Annotated in this window: 18 protein-coding genes and 1 pseudogene; 12 read left to right on the forward strand and 7 right to left on the reverse strand. The window is 38.5% G+C overall.

All coding sequences use genetic code 11. The features are described from left to right. Positions 1-47 precede the first annotated feature (47 nt). From argF to LGQ02_RS20755, 4 genes are all read right to left on the reverse strand, one after another. Positions 48-1025 (reverse strand): ornithine carbamoyltransferase, encoded by a 978-nt coding sequence (gene argF, locus LGQ02_RS20740; protein WP_404802372.1) that lies wholly within the window; start codon positions 1023-1025, stop codon positions 48-50. Then, positions 1022-4255: a carbamoyl-phosphate synthase (glutamine-hydrolyzing) large subunit gene (locus LGQ02_RS20745; protein WP_226516171.1), complete on the reverse strand. Its 3234-nt coding sequence runs from the start codon at positions 4253-4255 to the stop codon at positions 1022-1024. The genes argF and LGQ02_RS20745 overlap by 4 nt, the downstream gene beginning before the upstream one ends. Beyond that, positions 4242-5324, reverse strand: a complete 1083-nt coding sequence (locus LGQ02_RS20750) for a carbamoyl phosphate synthase small subunit (RefSeq protein WP_226516172.1) — start codon at positions 5322-5324, stop codon at positions 4242-4244. Before LGQ02_RS20750 ends, LGQ02_RS20745 begins: the two co-directional genes overlap by 14 nt. Before the next feature lie 283 nt (positions 5325-5607). Next, on the reverse strand, positions 5608-6177 hold the full coding sequence (locus LGQ02_RS20755; RefSeq protein ID WP_226516173.1) for a GNAT family N-acetyltransferase: 570 nt from the start codon (positions 6175-6177) through the stop codon (positions 5608-5610). A 65-nt stretch (positions 6178-6242) separates the two neighbouring features. Between LGQ02_RS20755 and LGQ02_RS20760 the strand changes: the two genes are divergently transcribed. From LGQ02_RS20760 to LGQ02_RS20805, 11 genes and pseudogenes are all read left to right on the forward strand, one after another. Then, complete coding sequence (locus LGQ02_RS20760) at positions 6243-6764, forward strand: hypothetical protein (RefSeq protein ID WP_226516174.1); 522 nt, start codon at positions 6243-6245, stop codon at positions 6762-6764. Between the two features lie 31 nt (positions 6765-6795). Further along, positions 6796-7110 (forward strand): annotated as a pseudogene (locus LGQ02_RS21415) (Gfo/Idh/MocA family protein); the annotation flags it as partial. A 102-nt stretch (positions 7111-7212) separates the two neighbouring features. Further along, entirely contained in the window at positions 7213-7836 is a 624-nt protein-coding gene (locus LGQ02_RS21420) for a Gfo/Idh/MocA family protein (protein ID WP_319003545.1), read from the forward strand. 174 nt (positions 7837-8010) lie between these two features. Further along, positions 8011-8196, forward strand: a complete 186-nt coding sequence (locus LGQ02_RS20770; RefSeq protein WP_226516175.1) for an H-type small acid-soluble spore protein — start codon at positions 8011-8013, stop codon at positions 8194-8196. Between the two features lie 27 nt (positions 8197-8223). Beyond that, on the forward strand, positions 8224-8403 hold the full coding sequence (locus LGQ02_RS20775) for a small acid-soluble spore protein H (protein ID WP_226516176.1): 180 nt from the start codon (positions 8224-8226) through the stop codon (positions 8401-8403). 347 nt (positions 8404-8750) lie between these two features. After that, positions 8751-9335, forward strand: coding sequence for an LPXTG cell wall anchor domain-containing protein (locus LGQ02_RS20780; protein WP_226516177.1), 585 nt, complete (start codon positions 8751-8753; stop codon positions 9333-9335). A 205-nt stretch (positions 9336-9540) separates the two neighbouring features. Further along, entirely contained in the window at positions 9541-10155 is a 615-nt protein-coding gene (locus LGQ02_RS20785; protein WP_226516178.1) for a class D sortase, read from the forward strand. 164 nt (positions 10156-10319) lie between these two features. After that, positions 10320-11252 (forward strand): ribonuclease Z, encoded by a 933-nt coding sequence (rnz, locus tag LGQ02_RS20790; RefSeq protein WP_226516179.1) that lies wholly within the window; start codon positions 10320-10322, stop codon positions 11250-11252. 251 nt (positions 11253-11503) lie between these two features. Then, complete coding sequence (locus tag LGQ02_RS20795) at positions 11504-12421, forward strand: COX15/CtaA family protein (protein ID WP_226516180.1); 918 nt, start codon at positions 11504-11506, stop codon at positions 12419-12421. A 480-nt stretch (positions 12422-12901) separates the two neighbouring features. Then, positions 12902-14500: an aspartate:alanine exchanger family transporter gene (locus tag LGQ02_RS20800; RefSeq protein ID WP_226516181.1), complete on the forward strand. Its 1599-nt coding sequence runs from the start codon at positions 12902-12904 to the stop codon at positions 14498-14500. Between the two features lie 391 nt (positions 14501-14891). Then, on the forward strand, positions 14892-15029 hold the full coding sequence (locus tag LGQ02_RS20805; protein WP_226516182.1) for a DUF4023 domain-containing protein: 138 nt from the start codon (positions 14892-14894) through the stop codon (positions 15027-15029). Positions 15030-15109: 80 nt separating this feature from the next. Here the strand turns inward: LGQ02_RS20805 and LGQ02_RS20810 are convergent, their stop codons facing one another. From LGQ02_RS20810 to LGQ02_RS20820, 3 genes are all read right to left on the reverse strand, one after another. After that, positions 15110-17467, reverse strand: a complete 2358-nt coding sequence (locus tag LGQ02_RS20810; protein ID WP_226516183.1) for an FdhF/YdeP family oxidoreductase — start codon at positions 17465-17467, stop codon at positions 15110-15112. A gap of 426 nt (positions 17468-17893) precedes the next feature. Beyond that, positions 17894-18259: a Na-translocating system protein MpsC family protein gene (locus LGQ02_RS20815; RefSeq protein ID WP_226516184.1), complete on the reverse strand. Its 366-nt coding sequence runs from the start codon at positions 18257-18259 to the stop codon at positions 17894-17896. 57 nt (positions 18260-18316) lie between these two features. Then, positions 18317-19579 (reverse strand): L-lactate MFS transporter, encoded by a 1263-nt coding sequence (locus LGQ02_RS20820; protein WP_226516185.1) that lies wholly within the window; start codon positions 19577-19579, stop codon positions 18317-18319. 403 nt (positions 19580-19982) lie between these two features. Between LGQ02_RS20820 and fdhD the strand changes: the two genes are divergently transcribed. Continuing rightward, positions 19983-20813 (forward strand): formate dehydrogenase accessory sulfurtransferase FdhD, encoded by an 831-nt coding sequence (fdhD, locus tag LGQ02_RS20825; RefSeq protein ID WP_226518398.1) that lies wholly within the window; start codon positions 19983-19985, stop codon positions 20811-20813. Positions 20814-20866: the final 53 nt, after the last annotated feature.

The raw sequence follows: 20866 nt of genomic DNA on the forward strand, positions 1-20866 counted from the left end.
TAAATATCTACATTGAAGAATTTTTATACATCGAATTTTAAAAAAACTTAGTCTCCCATTAACACTTTTAATAAGGCTTTTTGCGCATGTAATCGGTTTTCAGCTTCGTCAAAAACAACAGAATGTTTCCCATCTATAATTTCAGCTGTTACTTCCTCGCCACGGTGGGCTGGGAGGCAATGTAAAAACAAGAAATCATCTTTTGCCTTATCACAAAGGCTTTCATTTACTTGATAAGGGGTAAGCTTTTTTACCCGTTCTTCTTGTTCATGTTCCTCTCCCATACTAGCCCATACGTCTGTTACGATCACATCAGCATCTTCGGCAGCTTCTTCGGGTTCATAAGTAAAATGAAACGAACAGCCTTGACGTTCGGCTAAATCCTTTGCTTTCTCATAAATCCCTTTATCTGGCTCATAACCTTCTGGGCTCGAAACTGTCATATTCATGCCCGTTTTAGCTGCGCCTTCTAATAAGGAATGAGTCATATTGTTATTTCCGTCGCCAACATAACATAGTTTTAGCCCTTTTAACTGGCCTTTATGCTCTTTGATCGTAAGTAAATCAGCTAATACTTGAGCAGGGTGATGTGAGTCTGTTAATCCGTTAATAACCGGAATACTAGAGGCCTCAGCGAACTCTTCAATCGTCTCATGGGAATACGTTCGAATCATCACCCCGTCTAAATACCTTGATAAAACTTTAGCGGTGTCTGAGATCGATTCTCCCCTGCCAATTTGAAGATCATTCGAACTCAAAAAACTAGCATGACCGCCTAGCTTTAGCATTCCAATTTCAAATGACAACCTTGTACGTGTTGATGATTTTTCAAAAATCATCCCTAACGTCTTTCCTTTTAAATATTCATGAGGAATATTTAGTTGTTGTTTTCTCTTTAACTGACTAGCAACCTTTAATAAATATTCAATCTCATAGGAATTGAAATCAGCTAGCGTTAAAAAGTGTTTACCTCGCATTTGTTTTTCTAGTAAATATTCATCCACGTTTATTTCATGCAAAGTCATACTTCCACCCCACTTTTTAGATTCAATTGGCGATACTCCCGTAACGATCTTTGTTTTGGACTTGTGCTGTTTTTTGTATGCATGGAGGAATCAATCATTGCATTGGCCGTTTCAATACTTGTAAAACAAGAGATATGATACATTACAGCAAGCTCTCTTATATAAAAACCTATCTTTTTTTGATCCCGTCCTGCATTAGCGACATTAAGAACAAACGCTATTTTATTATTTTTAAAAAACTCAGTGATTGCTCCTTTTTCTTTTTTTACTCCTTTTACATCTATACCATTCTTTTTAAGAAATTGCGCTGTGCCTTCAGTGGCAATAATCTCATACCCGTTCATTTCGAGTTTCTTTATAAGTGGAAGACTTTCTATTTTTAAACGATCCGCAATCGAACAGAAAGCAACCTTATTCTTCGATGTTTCGCCTCCCTCAAACACCTTTGCAAATGCGTCTTTCGGTGTGAACCCTATTCCTAATATTTCTCCAGTCGACTTCATTTCTGGACCTACTACATGATCAACACCCTTTAGTTTGGTCGCTGAGAAAATAGGGGCTTTCAAAGAATAGTAGTTTGGTTCAGGTAATAATCCAGTTGAACGACTTAGTTTTTCTAAGGACTCTCCTAATTGCACATATGTTGCCCATTCAATCATTGCAACTCCAGTTACTTTACTCATAATTGGGACCGTTCTAGAAGCCCTTGGATTGACTTCAAGAACATAAACGACATCTTCATGAATAACAAATTGAATATTCATGATACCTATAATCGGTAATGTTTGTGCTATTTTCTTTGTATAGTTAATGATTGTTTGTTTTGTTTCTTCCTCTAGAGATACTGGTGGAAATAGCGTCATGCTATCTCCTGAGTGAACGCCTGCTTTTTCCACGTGTTCAAAAATACCTGGGATCACAACCTTGTTTCCGTCACTAATGACATCGATCTCGCATTCAAGTCCTGGAATGTATTGATCGACAAGGATTGGCCAAGTACGTTTATGACCATTGGCAGCTATTCTTTCTGCGTATTGCGTTAACTCCTTTTTGTCGTTACAAATATACATCGATTGACCACCAATGACGTATGATGGGCGAATTACAACAGGATAGCCAAGTTCATCGGCCTTATTTAATAAGTCACTCGGGTTATTGGCAGTGCTCCCTGCAATGTGCGGGATATTTACGTCGTTTAAGAGCTCATAAAATTGCTCACGATCCTCTAACTGGTCAATTACATTTGGTGTTGTTCCGAAAATCGGTACACCTTCTTCTTCAAGGGCATTCGCTAAGTTAATTGCCGTTTGGCCGCCAAATTGGATAAGCACACCTGCTGGTTTTTCTTTATCAATCACAGCTAATATATCTTCTATTGCCAGTGGCTCAAAATACAATCGATCTGCGACTGTATAATCGGTACTCACTGTTTCTGGGTTATTGTTAATAACGATCGCTTCATATCCCTTTTTCTTAACAGCTAGTGCCGCATGGACTGAGCAATAATCAAATTCAACCCCTTGCCCAATCCGAATTGGTCCTGAACCGATAACAACAACTTTTTCCCGCTCCCGCTTGACTTCAACTTCATCTTTTCCTTGCCAAGTTGAATAATAATATGGTGTCATCGCTTCGAACTCTGCCGCACAAGTATCAACAAGCTTATATCCAGGCTTCATATTCAGTGACTGCCACTTTTCCCTTACTTGCTTTTCACTTATTTCATAGAGTTCTGCAATCCGTTGATCACTTATATTCATTTGCTTTGCCTTAAGTAATACTTCTTTAGAAACATCCTCCCAGCTAGAGCTTACTAATCTGTTTTCGTAATCGAGAATACTTTTTATATGGAAAAGAAACCAATGATCAATGTCAGTATCTTCATGAATCTGTTCAATACTGAAGCCTCGTTTCATCGCTTCGGCGATTGCAAAAATTCTTAAGTCTGTTGGTTTATATAGTAAAACTTGTAGCTCAGCAGTTGACATCGATGAAACCTTCGTAAAATTAAGACTATATACATTCAATTCAAGAGAACGTAATGCTTTATTAAATGCTCCTACGAATGTGCGATCAATCGCCATCACTTCTCCTGTTGCTTTCATTTGTGTTCCTAAAGTTCGATCTCCTTCTGAAAACTTATCAAAAGGAAAGCGTGGCAGCTTCACAACAAGATAATCAAGTGCCGGTTCAAATGATGCAAACGTATTTCCTGTAATTGGATTGAGGATTTCATCTAAGTGATAACCTATCGCACACTTTGATGCAATTCTTGCGATTGGATATCCCGTTGCTTTGGATGCTAAAGCGGAAGACCTGCTTACTCTTGGATTGACTTCAATAATGTAATATTCATTCGAAGCCGGATTTAACGCAAATTGAATATTACACCCTCCAACGACATTTAGTGCTCGAATTACTTTTAATGATGAATCACGAAGCATTTGATACTGAACATCTGATAATGTTTGCGAAGGTGCAACAACAATTGAATCTCCTGTATGAACACCTACTGGGTCCATATTTTCCATATTGCAAACGATCGTACATGTATCATTCTCATCACGCATCACTTCATATTCGATTTCCTTCCAGCCTTTAATACTTTTTTCCACCAGTACTTGGTGGATTGGACTTTGGGTTAAGCCTTGCTTTAAAATCATTTCCAGTTCATCATCATTGTAGGCAAAACCACCACCAGAGCCACCTAACGTATATGCTGGACGAATAATCACTGGGTAGCCGATCTGTTGAACAAACTCCACACCCGCTTCATAGTTTTCAATAATTGCAGACTCGGGAATGGGTTCACCAATTTGTAGCATTAAATGACGAAATTGCTCACGATCTTCTCCTTTTATAATTGATGAAACAGATGTTCCTAAAAGTTTTACTCCATACTTTTCGAGAATTCCTTGTTTATCAAGTTCTACGGTTAAGTTGAGCCCCGTTTGCCCACCTAATGTTCCAATGAGGCCATCTGGCTTTTCTTTTTTAATAATTCCTTCAATAGATTCAACTGTTAACGGTTCTATATATACGTTGTCTGCGACCATCTCGTCTGTCATGATCGTTGCAGGATTATTGTTAACAAGAACGACCTCAATGCCCTCTTCTTTTAATGCTAAGCAAGCTTGCGTGCCAGCGTAATCAAATTCTGCCGCCTGCCCTATGACAATCGGACCTGATCCAATGACGAGGATTTTATTTAAGTTGTTATGCTTCGGCATAGTTTTTTCCTCCTAAGCAAATCACGTCATGCAGAAATTGCGTAAAGATATATTCTGTGTCACTTGGTCCAGGGTGTGCTTCTGGATGAAACTGTACCGACTGAATTGGTAAGTGATGATGCTTTAACCCTTCAATTGTTTTGTCATTGACATTACGGAAAAGAATTTGAAAATCATCACGATTGATACTTTCGTCAACAACAACATAACCATGGTTTTGCGCAGTCATCCGAACCTTACCTGTCATTAGATCTTTGACTGGATGATTTCCACCTCGATGGCCATAGTCAAGCTTTGCTGTTTTCGCTCCAAAGCTTAGAGCAATTAATTGATGGCCTAGACAGATTCCTAAAGTTGGATAGGTTTCTGTCATTTTTTTAATGTCAGAAAACCATGGTTTTAATGACATTGGATCTCCAGGTCCGTTACTTAATAAAATACCATCTGGCTCTAAAGCTTTTACTTGTTCGAATGAATAGTGATACGGAACAATCGTTACTGAACAATTTTCCTTCAATAATGCGTGTAAGATCGATTTTTTATAACCATAGTCCATCAAAACGATGTGTGGACCTTCATTTTTAAACGTGACAACGTCTTTGACCGAGACCTGGTCGACGAATAATTGTGTTTTATTTGGAGACTTTACTTGGACAGCAGGCTGTTGTTTATCGGTAATTATTCCTGAGACGGTCTCATATTTTCGAATCACTTTTACAAGTGTACGTGTATCGACATCCGTTAAACCTGTTACTCCTGATTCGAGTAGTTGCTCAGAAAACTTTTTTGTCGTTTGAAAATGACTCGGGGCTTCACAGCTATTTCCGATAACCACCCCTGAAAGAGCCATTTGAACACTTTCATTGTCGAGGTCATTGATTCCGTAATTACCGATAAGTGGGTAGCAAAACGTAAGTATTTGCCCCGCATAAGATGGATCCGTCATGATTTCTTGATATCCTGTCATACTTGTATTAAATACGAGTTCCCCAACATGGCCGTTTATTTCACCGAGAAGATTCCCCTCAAATATTTCGCCAGTGTCTAAAATTAAGTAACCTTTAGTCAAAAAGCTCCCTCCTCACTTTCAAGTTACCGTTGTGATTTAATTCATCATTATACTCACCTATACATTTTTATGCAATATATAACAAAAAAATAATTGTGAATAATTTTTAATTACTCACAATTCCATCCCTTATATTTTATCCATATAGTTTATAACCATTGTGTATATTGATTATTAAAGACAAATAGGGATAGGGATATATGAATAAATCGATTAGTTGCTTTCTGATCCGCCCATCACAAACTTAATAATTATACAAACACCCGCGTAGATCCGAATGTTGTCAAATCCTATTTAATGCCTTATATTCCTTGCATAATAAGGAGTACACAACGGTATCATGAAATTCTTTCCCATCATAATCGGTTTGACGTAATGTTCCTTCTTTTCGAAATTGATATTTCGCTAACAATTTTTCCGATCCTTTATTTCGAGCAAAAGTGTCTCCTACAATACGGTTTAATTTTAAATCATTAAACCCATATGATAAAATGCTCTCCATTAGTTCTGACATCACTCCACGCCCTTGCCACTCTTTTGCAATAACGACTCCCATCTCTGCTTTTTTATGCCATAAGTTCAATTTGTGAAACCTAAACAAACCTATAACCATACCACTATCCTTATCCACAATCACCCATGGAATTTCTTTTAATTCACGAAATTTCTCTAAATACGTGCGAGTTTTCCACTCCATTTCTTCGATTGTTTGAACAGGGTGAGGCGTGATAAACTTCATCGTTTCCTTATCAGACATAATTGGAAACAGTTCGCCTGCATCTTCTTGTTTTAAAACTCTTAGAAAATAATGCTTTGTATCAAGGTTAGGGATTTTCTTTAATACTCTCCTCATATACAGAACACCTCGCCATCGTTTAAACTATACTTTAAGACATGACTCGACAACTCTTCGCCTAAGTGGATCTTCAGCTCGTTGCTCCTGCGGTTACTCGTCGCAGCTCGAAGCAGTTCGAAGAAGTATTGCTCGTCGTTGCTCCTGCGGTTACTCGTCGCAGCTCGAAGCAGTTCGAAGAAGTATTGCTCGTCGTTGCTCCTGCGGTTACTCGTCGCAGCTCGAAGCAGTTCGAAGAAGTATTGCTCGTCGTTGCTCCTGCGGTTACTCGTCGCAGCTCGAAGCAGTTCGAAGAAGTATTGCTCGTCGTTGCTCCTGCGGTTACTCGTCGCAGCTCGAAGCAGTTCGAAGAAGTATTGCTCGTCGTTGCTCCTGCGGTTACTCGTCGCAGCTCGAAGCAGTTCGAAGAAGTATTGCTCGTCGCTGATCCTCCGGGAGTCGCCGTCTTTTGTTACGTTCACTTACAAATAAAACGTACATGTAATGAAACATTAATCATATCATTCGTTTCATTGCGCAAAAAACGGAATTATGAAATTAATTCACATATTGAACATTTGACTTTTCATCCCTCTTTCCATCGATAAAAATGACTAATATCAGTAAAGGATGATGTATATGGGTAGCAAACTTCGTATCGGAATCATTGGCACAGGAGGAATTGCTATAGGAGCACACATTCCAAATTACATCAAGCATCCATCAGCTGAAGTCGTTGCTGTTGCCAATCACAATATTGAAAAAGCAGAGGCATGTGCAAAAGAACTTTCAATCTAATCTTATTACGCGAACTATCAAACGATGCTTGAAAAGGAAAACTTAGATGCTGTAAGTATTTGTACACCGAATAAATTTCATGCCGAGCAAACGATTGCTGCACTTCATGCCGGGTGCCACGTTCTTTGTGAAAAGCCTCCTGCAATTTCTGTAGAAGAAGCTAAAGCGATGCATGAGGCTGCCAAGAAGATGGGCAAAATTCTCACTTACGGTTTTCACTACCGTTACACACCAGAAGTAAAAACATTAAAGAAATTCATGACTGCAAATGAATTAGGGGACATTTATGCGGCATCTGTATATGCAGTCCGCCGTCGCGGCATTCCTGGCTGGGGCGTTTTTACGAATAAAGATTTGCAAGGTGGCGGTGCACTCATTGATATCGGGGTTCACATGTTAGATACCGCACTTCATTTAATGGGTTATCCTGAGCCAGATCAAGTTCTCGGTGCGACGTATCAAAAGTTAGGAAAGAAAAAAGGCGTCGGCTTGCTCGGTGAATGGGATTACGAAAACTTCTCCATCGAAGATATGGCGCGGGGAATGATTACGTTTAAAAATGGCGCATCGATTACTTTAGAATCAGCATTTGCAGCTAACGTAAAAAAAGATGATGTTATGAATGTTTCCCTTAAAGGTGACCGTGGTGGTGCAGACGTCTTTCCATTAAATATTTATCAAGAAAAACACAATACGCTACTCGATGTAAGCCCTGCCTACCTTCCAGATGAGAGTCCTCATACCAACCTTATAACAAATTTCGTTGATTGTTGTGTGAATGAAACAGAACCTTCATCAACAGCGGAACAAGGGGTTATCTTACAACAAATTATTGAAGCTCTCTATCGATCCGCTAACGAAGGAAAAGCTATACAAATATAACAATATTTAAAACGACTCTTAGTTTTTAACCTATGAGTCGTTTTTTTATTTATTAGTTTGTAAAATCAACACTCGCGTTTGACACAGCCATTTATTAAAGTACACCTGTCATCCTCGTATATTTCATTATATTTATGAAAAAATAACATAAACGCCTTTATAAAGGAGGAAACAATGAATAGCCAGCGCGCACAAGAAATTATTAACTCTCAACAAATGATCAACGTCAATTACCACGGCGTACCTGTTTATATTCAAAATGTAAATCCGAATGATGAAACAGCCACAGTTTTTCCTCTTGATGAGATGAAGAATGAACAAGAAGTCGATTTAGAAGGACTAATTGAAGAAGGCCCTTAAAGGTTTTGTGCTAAAGGAGGTTGGAACATGAACAGACATCGAGCCGAAGAAATTTCTGAATCACCAATTATGGCTAATGTTACGTATAATGGGACACCGATTTATATTCAACATGTAGATGATCAAAATGAAACAGCGCGTGTGTTCCCGCTCGACGATCCCCAAAATGAATTCGTTGTACAAGTTGATAACTTAGTCGAACACTAAAACCTCCTAATTAAGGAGGTTTTTAAGTTAATTGAAAAGGCGATTCTGTTACTTGTATGCACAATTCAGATCAAAAAAGTTGATGAAAATGGAGTGCTCCTGCGGAAAAACGAGCGAGTTGAGATCCCTGAGAGCAGAAGCTCGAAGTAGCTCAACCGTTCGTCGGTGTAAAGCGAGTCTAATTTTCATCAACGATTAGGTATAACAAAAAACAGGATGTTGAGGTGGTTTTTCATAAAATATTCTCTTCCTTTCAAAAATCCTCGTTTAATTTATTTATCATAAGGTTATTACAAAAGTGAAACGAGTTAATTAGACATTGAAAAATTAAAGGAGGAGGAAAAAAAGTGAAAAGATTCATTAGTATCCTTACTGTTTTCATCCTAGTATTCAGTTATTCTGCGTCAGCCATTGCAGATTCTCACGGTGAGCCACCTATCGAGGAGTTAGAGGAGCAATTCAAAAATTTAATTGAAGTAGAGACAGATGATGACCAAAAAGTTGTTGAATTTGATTCAACAGAACAATTCGAACAAGCTTTCCATCAAATTATGAGTGACGAGCTAGCTGACTTTTATTTAGGTCAATATTTTAAAGAAGATGATGATGGATATTATCATTTACCCCAAGATGCCCCAGCCTACATTGATTTTGAACAAGAATATACATTAGAAGAAGTCAATAATAACCAATATCACCTTACACAATCACGCGAAGATGCACTGAGAGGTGAATTCACACTAACGGTTCATTATGAGTATGCGAATGACCAATGGATTATTGCAGATAGGAATGACCTAGCTGATGTTGAAGAAGGTGGAGAGCTTCCTGATACAGCTACTTCTTATCCTTTGTGGACAATAGCTGGCTTGATCTTAGCAGGAACAGGAGTTATTTTAATAACTCGCAAACAATTAGTAAATAATCAGTAGTGTTAAACTTACTTTTTTGCTGTATGGCGAAGACAGAGGCGTAGTTGCGACGCACAGGATGTGCTAGCATCGGCGTTCCGAGAGGACGTCGGGTCTTTAGCCGGTAAACCTTACTTTACACATTAAATTTTTAGCTACGCCGAGTGACTAAGCCACAGTTCTAAAATTTTATACATTCTTAAAGTGTTAAAAAGGAGAATATCAAATGAAAATACTCGGTCTCCTTTTATTGTTATCAGGGGGTATGATTTTTTCTTATAACGGTTATACATGGCTCGAACAGCGAAACTCTGTTGTAGACCTTTCAATGCAATCAAATACGCATGCTATGGACTACCAACTAGTAGAAAAAGAAAGCTCAACAAACATTGAAAAGAGTGAGCCAGAAAATATTCCGTTGCTTGAAGAAGGTTCCCAAATAGCTGAGTTAACCATTCCTAAGCTTGAAAGGTTGTACCCTGTTTACTGGGGAACTGAGTCAACTTCCTTAAAAAAGGGAGTTGGAATGTATGATAGTCAATGGACAGTCACACCAGACATTGTAGGTCATACAGTTCTATCTGGACATCGAGACACAGTATTTAGAGACGTTGGAGATTTAGTAGAAGGTGATCAATTACATTTGAAATTTGAAGGGACCAACTATATTTATGAAATCGTAGATATTTGGATCACAGATAAAAATGATCGTACGGTTATTGTAAATAAAGATAGCTCTATCTTAACTTTAACGACTTGCTATCCCTTCAATTACCTTGGGAATGCTCCAGAGCGTTATATTATCCAATCAGAACTTATAAGAAAAGAAAAGAACAGCTAGATTTAGGGGTTGTTTCATGTTGTTTGACATGGAACAACCCCATCTTTTCACCCATATTTATCATGGATTCATTCTTACATTCACGCCTTTCTTTATGATTGATCTTTTAGTCGTCCATACTTATCATGTAATAAGCAAATCACCTTTTTACTTAGGAGGTAAACATGAACATTACATTTTTAGGAACTGGGTCTGGCGTACCTGCAAAACATCGAAATGTTTCTTCCTTAGCTTTACATTTGATGAATAAGCAAGCTTCGATTTGGCTCTTTGATTGTGGGGAAGCAACACAACATCAAATATTACATACCCCCATTAAGTTAAGACGAGTGGAAAAAATCTTTATTACTCATTTACACGGTGACCACATTTTTGGATTACCAGGTGTGTTAGGAAGTCGTTCCTTTCAAGGTGCAGAAACACCTTTAAACATCTATGGACCAAAGGGGATCAAGGAATTTATTGAAATTTCTCTTAAAACAAGTGGCACTCATTTAAGGTACCCGCTGTATATCGAAGAATTTAATCAGGAAGGAAAGTTATTTGAAGACAATGAGTTTCTAGTGTCGACTGCCAAGCTCGTTCATGGTCTACCATCTTTTGGATTTAGAGTACAGCAAAAAGACCTCCCTGGTCCGTTATTAATGGACAAAGTAAAAGCAGCACAAATTGAACCTGGTCCTATTTTAAAAAAATTAAAAGATGGTCGATCGATCACTTTGCCAGATGGAAGAACTGTAAATGGGCAAGACTTTATCGGACCTCCTAAAAAAGGGAAGGTTGTTACCGTCTTAGGTGATACACGGTTCAATGAGAGGTCGATTCCATTAGCGAAAAATGCTAATGTGCTAATTCACGAAGCTACCTTCGCAAAAGAGGACCACCTTCTAGCCAATGAATATTTTCACTCAACAACCGTGGAAGCAGCGACAATCGCAAAACAAGCTGGGGTAAAACAACTTATCCTTAACCACATAAGTACACGATACCAAGCTGAAGATATTAAAACATTATTAAATGAAGCAAAAGAAATCTTCCCTCATACGTTTGTTGCAGACGATTTTTCTACATTTAAAGTGCCAACTTCTTTTTCATAACCCTTCAAATCATTATTCAATCGTTTTAAAGCTCACCAATTGGTGGGCTTTTTTACTTAAGTGAAAATAATATCACTTTAACAATGAGGCTAACTCAACGTAACCATCCATTATTTCAATGCTTAGCAACCGCCGAGTTTTCTTCATGTATAAAAATCATCTGACAGGAAAAGATTAGTAATATATGTATCTATGAATGTAAAAAATTGTTACTAGTTTCACATATACAAAAAATGGAGGAGGAAAAACCTTTGTCTATTCACCGTTTAGCTTTATTGACTAGTTTTATGACATTTGGATTAATTGTTTTTGGAGGTTTCGTCGTTTCAACAGGTTCTGGAATGGGGTGCGGACCTGAATGGCCCTTATGTAATGGGGCAGTCATTCCTGAGTTATCCGGGGCAACTCTTATTGAATTTGCTCATCGTGTGATTGCACTGATCGTGCAAGCTTTATCAGCTCTTTTAATGCTAAAAATTCTTCGTGAAAACCGTTCTGTCATTCAAAAAAATGTGGCGATCGGTATGATGGGTACACTCCTTGTACAGATTCTTCTCGGTGCAATCGTTGTATTCCTGCATGTCCCTGCAATCATTGTTACAATCCACCTAATAGTTGCGATGGTATATTTAGCTAGTTTAATATGGATATGGCGCTATTCAAAACCCACATTTATTCCATATCACAATGAATATCGATTACCTTTAAATAGACAAAAACGGATGAAATATCATTTAAATATCGTACTAACCATGCTTTTATTCACATTTGGAATAGGAGGATATATTAAACATCAACACGGTGTGAATCGAAATGCGTTTGAATGGTTATTTCTTTCAAAGCCGATCCCACAAAACATGGTAGACACTCTTGAAGCTGTACACTTTGTGCTTGCTGCAGTTGCTGCTGTTTATATTTTCACCTTAACCGTTGTCGCATTTAAAAATGGATGGGGTGAAAAAATCGAGAACCGTTTTGCTCTTACCTCCATCATTGTTTTTGTACAAGCAGTTATCGGACTTGTCATGATTTGGTTTGAAATGCCTGTCTCCCTTGCTGTACTACATTTAGCGTTTGCTACGCTGATTTTTGCTATCATCGTTGAATCACGTATTACATTAGACATTCTTTCTGATCGGAAGATAGAAAATATTAATCAAATCGGATAACCCTTCGTCAATTCTTACTATGGTAACGCCCCTGTAGAGGATGACTCAATAGAAAGTGCCAGGCACCTCTTTTGCAAGATACATAAAGACTTAGAAGGTGGAGAACTTGTATCTTGTAAAGGATGGAGAGAGCTAGGCACTTATGAGTCACAAATTGAATTAAATGAATATCCATCTAGCTCAAAAAAAGAAAAAAATTAAAAGTAGAGAATGAACTCTACTTGAATTTCATCGTTTCTTCTTCAACTAACGGTAGTTAGCAATTAGATGGAAAGTTTCACTTCATGAGATGAGAATATCTGCTCATTTAACGAAGTGAGTGACAGCGCTATCATTGACAACTGTATGAACGTTTTTCTAAAAATGTGTGAATCCTTTCGTTTACAAGGAGAAAACACTTTTTTTTATTTACAGGATCTCTATAATTGAAAGTATTCATTTATTGGTCACCAGGTATAACTAGAGATGGAGGAAAATAGTGTGGAGACGCTCATACAATTATTGCAAGAGCCGCTTGTGCTCCTTTTTGTTATTTTATTTCTCGGCTCACTTCTTGGACAGGCAAAAATAAAAGGACTTAGTCTCGGTACGTCGGGTGTGCTGCTTGTGGCCATGGTATTCGGCCATTTCGGTTACCAGATCTCATCGGTGGTACAAAATCTCGGCCTCAGTCTTTTTATTGTTGCCGTCGGGCTGCAGGCAGGTCCCAGGTTTTTCAGAATGATGAGAACTTCCGGGATTATTTTTGGCATTATTGGTTTGCTGATTGTACTGATCGCTTCTTTGACAACTATTTTAGTTTCAAAACTACTAGGACTGTCGCCCGCTTTAAGTATCGGGCTTATGACAGGCGCTCTTACCAGTACGCCGGGTCTTGCCGCTGCCCTCCAAGCAACCAATGATCCACTCGCATCAGTCGGTTATGGGATTGCTTATCCGTTTGGTGTGGTGGCTGTTGTACTGTTTGTCCAACTTTTCCCAAAGCTGCTGCAGATTGATTTAGAAAAAGATTTAAAACGGAAAGTGGGACCTGTAAGACATAAAGCTTCTCCGGAAGTGATGACTATTGAAGTGACACAGGACCATATTCATAAAAAAACGCTGAAGGAACTAAAGCTTGCACCTAATAGTTCAACTGTGGTCAGTCGGGTCATAAGAGGAGACCGTAGCATTATCAGTTTAAGCGATACAGTCATTTTAAAAGGCGATCTACTTGTGGCTGTAGGTATACTGCGCGACCTGGAAAAATTATGTGAGGATATCGGACGGAAAGTTTCCACTGATTTCTCCAATGCCGACCATATTAAACTGAGAAAGGTCACCGTGGATGCGGAAGACATGATAGGAAAAAGTATAAGGGAGCTGCGGTTACGAAGCAAGTTCGGTGTAACCGTCACGCGAATGGAGCGGGGAGGCTTTGAGTTCAACCAGAATCCTGGCTGGCGTCTTGAACGTGGTGACATCTTAACCGTCGTAAGCAGTGAAGACCGTCTGAATGAAGTTGAACAGATTTTCAGTAGGAAAAAACTCGCTGTTACTAATGTGCACATTTTTTCATTAAGTTTAATTTTGCTTATAGGCATTTTGGTCGGATTAATGCCGATCTATTTGCCGGGACTTGGAACATTGTCGCTCGGTGTGGCGGGTGGTCCTTTATTCGTTGCCTTAGTTATCGGTCACTTCGGAAAACTCGGCCCTATTCAGGCCAGATTCTTCCAGCCTTCCAATCAGGTGATCCGTGATATAGGCCTCGTCCTGTTTCTAGCGGGGGCCGGTACGACAGCAGGTGAGGGTATGGTAGAGGTCGTCATGGCAGAAGGGCTTCGTCTTGTTTTTGGAGGGGCGCTTATCACCATTTTGCCCATATTGGCCGGATTTTTCATTGCAAAAAAAATATTTCACTTAAGCATTCTTCATTCGCTCGGTGCCCTTTGCGGAGGATTAACAAGTACGCCGGGGTTAGGAGCTGTTAACCAGCTTACTAAAGGAGATGAGCCTGCTATAGCTTATGCCGCCGCCTATCCGTTTGCACTTATCTTTGTAGCTATCGCGGCACAGATTCTCGTCTTTGTACTTTAACCATTTTCTGAATAAGTATATATATCTTTCGCTTATCTTTTAATCAACGCCTCACAGGCCGGCTTTACACCGATTTGTGAGGCGTTTTTTTGTTAGCTGTTCACAGAATGCTCTGAAGGATTTCAGATAACTTATTACACGCCTAGCAACATAACCGATATAACCACTACAATAAAGTGACAGTACAAACTAAAGTAATATAAAAATCCTCTTATAGCACTTCTTGAAATGTATTTCTTATTTAATCATCAGGTAAGCGTTTGATGTTATCTCCAGCTTTAGAGAAAAGACGTATGACCTCCCCTACATTTCTGTTTGACGATTTCGTCTCCATGCACTTTTGTATGTTTTATATGGCAGTGGTTAAAGTAATAACAAGGAGGGAATCAATATGGACAACGAAACAACACATGAGTTTGTAGAAAATTTACATGAGCGCCAAGCAAAGGACGAAAAGAACAAGCAACGTCAAGGACATCGTCATGCGAGTAAACGGTTACCCGCTAAAAAACATAATACGAATAAATAAAACTGTGACTAGATAAAGCCACGGTTATCTCAGCTCAATAAGAAATAGAGGATAAGCGTTTCGCTCATCCTCCCTCCTTTTTAGCTAACCGTTGTTTCTAAATCAGCAATTGGCTTTTCAAGATATTTTGTATCTTTTCGTGCATTAAAACGATCTGCCTTTTCAACTTTTACTGCAATATTGTAGTCAGGCATGCCGGCAAACTTTTCATAACGACCTTTCGGTAATAAAAAGTTTCCTTCTGGGAAGTGAACGCCGAGGTTTCCTCTTGCCATCGACACGAACTTTGCGCGGCCTTGGAAAACACCAAATTGATTATAAACGACAATTCCTTCTCCTTCTTGAATACTTAATTCTTTTGCATCTTCTTCGTTAATTAATACATCATATCTCTCTGATTGGTTGAAAGGATCTGTTTCACCATAAACCATGGAGTTAAACTGTTTTCCTCGTCTTGTTGTAATATAGAAGTCACCTGGTTTTTTATTTAAGTTCGGAATATCAACAGTAATTAAGTTTCCTTTTCCGTCTTCTGTCGGACAAATGCCATCTTCACATAGCCATGCACCGCCCCATTGGAACACATCACCTTGATTTTTCAAATGTTGAATGCCTTCATAGTTTGGGTTTGCCTTCGCAATTTCATTACGAATCGCTTGGCAATCTTCAAAGTCAACTAGGTGTGCCGTCTCAGGCTTCACACGTTTTGCTAAATCAATGTATATTTTCCACTCAGCACGCGCTTCTTCTATTTTATTTTTATTCCCCTCAATTTCTGGAGAGAAATAAACCATTCGTTCCGTTGAAGTAGACGTGCCGCCGCCTTCTTGCTCATAACGCGTTTTCGCAGGAAGAACAATAACCGCTTCTTTTGCATCTACAAGTGTTGACGTATTTAAAATAATATCTTGATGCACACGAATATCTAACTCTGATAATGCCTGTTCAACAAACTCTGGCTCTGGCATCGTTTCAATGAAGTTTCCACCAGATAAATAATAAAGTTTAATTTTTCTCTCATGATCTTCTGGCAGGAGTATGTTTTCAAGTGTAATTCCAACGATATCTCCTTGCCATTTCGGAAGTTCAAAGTTCCATAACTTTTCGATGCGCTCCATATTTTTCGGCTCAAAGTCTCCCCCTGGAAGAACAAATGGATCTGCACCCATTTCCCCGCTTCCTTGTACAGAAGAGTGGCCACGGAAAGGCATTAATCCATTATATTGACGACCTAAGAAACCGCGTAATAAAGCAAGGTTTGCAACTTGTGAAATGTTATCTGTTGCAAATGAATGCATCGTTAACCCTAATGCCCAAGCAAAAACAGCATTTTTACTTTTAGCTAGAAGTTCAGATAGTTCGATGATTCTTTCTTTACTGACACCAGAAGACTCTACAATATCATCCCAAGATTGCTCTTGAACTTTCGCTTTCAGTTCGTCATAGTCATTGACATGCTCATTTACGAATTGATGATTAATGGCTGCACCATGCTCAGTTTGTTCCATCTCAAACCAATACTTCATAATTCCATGCATGAAGGCAATATCGCCACCGATATTTACTTGGTAAAAATCATCAGCCACTTTCGTTCCAAATAGTGCAGACTCAGGAACGGACGGCACCCAATATTCATCCATAGAAGGTTCTCTATAAGGATTGATAACAATGATCTTTGTTCCTTTTTTCTTCGCTTCAAGCATATATTTTGTTGATACTGGTGAAGAGTTAGATGCTACACTTCCCCAGAATAACAAGACATCGGTTCCAATCCAGTCTTGATAGTTCGCCGTCGATGCCCCAACACCAATTGAGCGCTTTAGTGCTGTTTTACTCGGTGAATGGCAAATTCGAGAGGCATTATCAATATTGTTCGTTCCTAAAAAACGAGATACTTTTCCTGCTACATAATAGGACTCGTTCGTGATCCCCCGTGACGTTAAGTAAAACGCATATTGCTTCGGATCTAACTTTTTCATCTTATTTGCTACCATATCCATCGCATCATCCCAGGAAATACGTGAAAACTTTCGCTCACCTGGTCTGCGGATCAATGGGTATGGAATACGTCCTAGTTTACGCAATTCTGTACTAGAATACTTTCTTAATTCATCAATATCTGCGTGAAGAATATCTTCTTTAATGGCAGGCATTGTATTTAACCGAAGGACGTTAAACCTTGTCGTACAAACGTGAGGGCCTGTTAACGTTTGGTCATATAAGCCAGAAACCCCTAATGCACACCCATCACAAACACCTTTTGTAATAATGTTTTTCGCATAGTTTAAGTTATCTTTATTTTCATAAATCGTTTTAAAAGAATCGCGAATATGTTTTGGCTTTACTTTTCCAAGACCAAATGGGATTGGGCTCACCCAATGCTTTGGTGCTGGTATCTTCGATTTTTTCATCGGTCCATTATGTTTTGTCTTCCCCATTTGTAACACTCCTTACATCAATTAGTACCTTTTGTTCCTTCTATGGCTACACTGAAAATAAGGTTTATAATTGACCATTCGCTTTCGTCCACTCGCTTTCTGTGGGCGTCGCCTCAGCCTCCTCGAACTCTCAAGTTCGTTCTACGGGGTCTTCACCTGACGCTATCCCACAAGAGTCTCGTGGACTTCGCTCATTCAAACGATCAACACTTATTTCATCGTGCAAAATTATTTCGCATAAAAATCCACCTTGTAAAATATCAATCTACAAGTTTTAACAAGCATTTTCTATAAAAAACCACCGCACACTCCCCATTCAGAAAATGTTGCGGTGGTTAAGTCTTGAGCAGGACCGCTGCTAAGTGCCAAACCTTATATAGATTTATATTTTTGCTTTTAGACAAGAATCTAGTACTTTACACTTATCTACTTCGAAGCAGAGAATTTTTGTTCGATATCTTCGTCAAAAACGAATACGGACATTCCGAAATCACGGTCGATATCAATATCAACAAACAAATGTAAAAACTTACATCCCAGAAACTCTTCCATTTCTATTGGCGGATTTTTCCTGTACATATCCTTGACCATTTCTGTCCGGGCTGCACGAAGCATATCTTTTCCTTCATCTGCTGTTGCAATAAACTTTTCAACTGGAGATAGATTTCCTTCCATCTCGCAAATAGCCCAGCTTTTACAAAATGTTGTGTTGATTTTACTAGGTCCTTTTCCCATATGCTTTTTTCGAAAAGAACGAACTAAGTTACTAAATTCAGCTTCAAATTTATTCATTTCCGTCAACCCTTTATTTTTATCTTAATAAGAGGTTAGTCTTTACACTTTTAAAAGTCAACTTGCTAACTCTTCCTCTTGCTCATTTTTCGCTCTTAATTGTTTAATATCCGCACGAATGAATAAAGAAACAGCAAAGGCTACAATAAACATTCCACCGAAAATATACAATGTTAGTGCATAACTATTTGTTACTTCACGAATCCAAGATGCGATAATTGGCCCTGCTAAACCAGCAGCTGACCAAGCAGTTAAAATGTACCCGTGAATCGCACCAAGTTGCTTCGTTCCAAACAAATCTCCGATGTATGCTGGAATCGAAGCAAAGCCACCACCGTAACAAGTGATAATTAAAAAGAGCACTAGCTGAAAAATCAATGCGTGTGTAATGCTTGGCAGTAATAAGAATGAGACAATTTGAATGGCAAAAAAGGCTGTATATACATTGGGGCGACCAATATAGTCTGAAATAGAAGCCCACCCAAGGCGACCAATTCCGTTAAAGAGACCCATTAATCCAACCATCGTTGCCGCTGCTGCTGCAGAAAGACCTGCAATTTCTTGCGCCATTGGCGACGCTAATGAAAGAATTGCAATTCCGCATGTAACGTTAATAAATAACATGATCCATAAATAATAAAAACGCTTTGTTTTCACCGCTTCATTTGCAGTTAACTGTGATAAGTCAGCAACAGCTGCTTTCTCTCCTGATGCGACTTTCTCTTTAAACCCTTCTGGTGCCCAACCTTCTGGTGGTCTCTCAAGATAAAGTGCCGATAGGACCATAATCGCAAAATAGACGACTCCTAAAATATAAAACGTATTGGCTATCCCAGTTGAACTAATTAAGCTTGCCATAATTGGACTTGCGATCATTGCTGCAAAGCCAAATCCCATAATAGCGAGCCCTGTTGCAAGTCCGCGGCGATCTGGGAACCACTTTACAAGCGTTGAAACCGGTGTAATATATCCAACTCCAAGACCAATTCCACCTAAGGCTCCATAAGTAATGTAAAATAAAATTAAACTCTCAATGCTTATTGCAAAACCAGCACCGACTAAACCGACACCGAAAAAACTTGCCGATACCAGTCCAGACTTACGAGGCCCATACTTTTCTACAAAGTGGCCCATAAAGGCAGCAGATAAGCCTAAAAATGCAATTGCAATACTAAATGTTAAAGAAATTGCACTTAAGCTCCAACCAAATTGTTCATGTAATGGATTTGTAAAGACACTCCATGCGTATACAGAACCGATTGAAACGTGAATCCCAACTGCAGCTAAAGCCATTAACCAACGATTCTTTACTTTCCCCATGTCATTCACTCCTTCTCTTTCTAGTAACAACAAAAAACCGCCGCATCTTCTTGTAGTCAATAAAAATAAAAATTGACATAGAAAATCATGCGCCGGTTAGTATCAAACAGGTTCCCTGTTATAGGACCAACTCGAAATCGCTTTCATTAAATTGGTTAACATTTATCATTGACGACAGGTTCGCTATCTCATATCATAAATGTTACAATTTCGTGAACTTTTTGATATAAAAAGAATACCTTTAATTTTTATTTTACGCAATAACTTTTTCAATTTTTTTGTTTATAAAGTCTTCTTCATTTTTAAAAACTGTCTTTTATTAAGAGGATTATGTTGGATATTGAATAGGTTCATATTTTCATAAGTAAACTAAGGTGATAAGTGGGTGAATACATTGAGTGAAATGAGTAGTCAAAGACCTATTGTTAAATTTAGAGATGGACAATTTCATTACGAAAACGATGAAATTGTCACTGAGTTCCCTTTAACGATTTTTGTAAATGATAATGAATTTGCAACAATGGTTTGTACTCCGATGTACTTTGAAGAAATGGTTGTTGGGTTTCTAGCTTCCGAAGGAGTGATCCGTTTTATAGATGACATTAAAAATATGAGAATTGATAGAGATAAGGGCATTGCTTATATCGAATTACATGCAGAACAAACGGTAAGCCAACAATACTATTCAAAACGCTTTATCGGATCTTGTTGTGGAAAAAGCAGACAATTTTATTTTTATAATGATGTCATCACAGCAAAGACGTCCACTTCAAATATGACAATTGAGGCGGGAAAATGTATTCAATTAATGAGTCAAATGCAAGAAAGTAGTAATGTTTTTAAACAAACAGGTGGCGTACATAATGCCGCTATTTGTGATTCAGATGGCATTATTGTAAGCCATACCGATATTGGCAGACATAACGCACTTGATAAGCTTTATGGACATTGTTTAATGAATCGAATTCCTATTAAAGATAAGGTGCTCGTGTTTAGTGGCCGACTCTCTTCAGAAGTATTGATGAAAGCAGCGAAAATAGGGGTGGGAATTGTCCTTTCAAAATCTGCGCCTACAGATTTAGCGATCAAATTAGCTGACGATTTAAATATTACAGCAGTTGGATTTATTAGAGGGACAACCTTTAATATTTATTCACACCCGGAAAGAATTACTGCTGAAAAAACCTTTAACAAGACCGAACAAACAACCGTTTCTGATGTAACCAATTCATAAACACCCATAACAAAGGCACATTATAGGAATTTTCATTAATATAAAAACATGTA

This window comes from Bacillus shivajii (assembly GCF_020519665.1).
Classification (GTDB): Bacteria; Bacillota; Bacilli; order Bacillales; family Salisediminibacteriaceae; genus Bacillus_CA; species Bacillus_CA shivajii.

Coding starts and splice junctions, on each gene's coding strand:
- LGQ02_RS20745 (WP_226516171.1), bottom strand. CDS start 4,255: ATGCCGAAGCATAACAACTTAAATAAAATCCTCGTCATTGGATCAGGT.
- argF (WP_404802372.1), bottom strand. CDS start 1,025: ATGACTTTGCATGAAATAAACGTGGATGAATATTTACTAGAAAAACAA.
- LGQ02_RS20770 (WP_226516175.1), top strand. CDS start 8,011: ATGAATAGCCAGCGCGCACAAGAAATTATTAACTCTCAACAAATGATC.
- LGQ02_RS20805 (WP_226516182.1), top strand. CDS start 14,892: ATGGACAACGAAACAACACATGAGTTTGTAGAAAATTTACATGAGCGC.
- LGQ02_RS20785 (WP_226516178.1), top strand. CDS start 9,541: ATGAAAATACTCGGTCTCCTTTTATTGTTATCAGGGGGTATGATTTTT.
- rnz (WP_226516179.1), top strand. CDS start 10,320: ATGAACATTACATTTTTAGGAACTGGGTCTGGCGTACCTGCAAAACAT.
- LGQ02_RS20755 (WP_226516173.1), bottom strand. CDS start 6,177: ATGAGGAGAGTATTAAAGAAAATCCCTAACCTTGATACAAAGCATTAT.
- fdhD (WP_226518398.1), top strand. CDS start 19,983: ATGAGTAGTCAAAGACCTATTGTTAAATTTAGAGATGGACAATTTCAT.
- LGQ02_RS20775 (WP_226516176.1), top strand. CDS start 8,224: ATGAACAGACATCGAGCCGAAGAAATTTCTGAATCACCAATTATGGCT.
- LGQ02_RS21420 (WP_319003545.1), top strand. CDS start 7,213: ATGACTGCAAATGAATTAGGGGACATTTATGCGGCATCTGTATATGCA.
- LGQ02_RS20815 (WP_226516184.1), bottom strand. CDS start 18,259: ATGAATAAATTTGAAGCTGAATTTAGTAACTTAGTTCGTTCTTTTCGA.
- LGQ02_RS20810 (WP_226516183.1), bottom strand. CDS start 17,467: ATGGGGAAGACAAAACATAATGGACCGATGAAAAAATCGAAGATACCA.
- LGQ02_RS20820 (WP_226516185.1), bottom strand. CDS start 19,579: ATGGGGAAAGTAAAGAATCGTTGGTTAATGGCTTTAGCTGCAGTTGGG.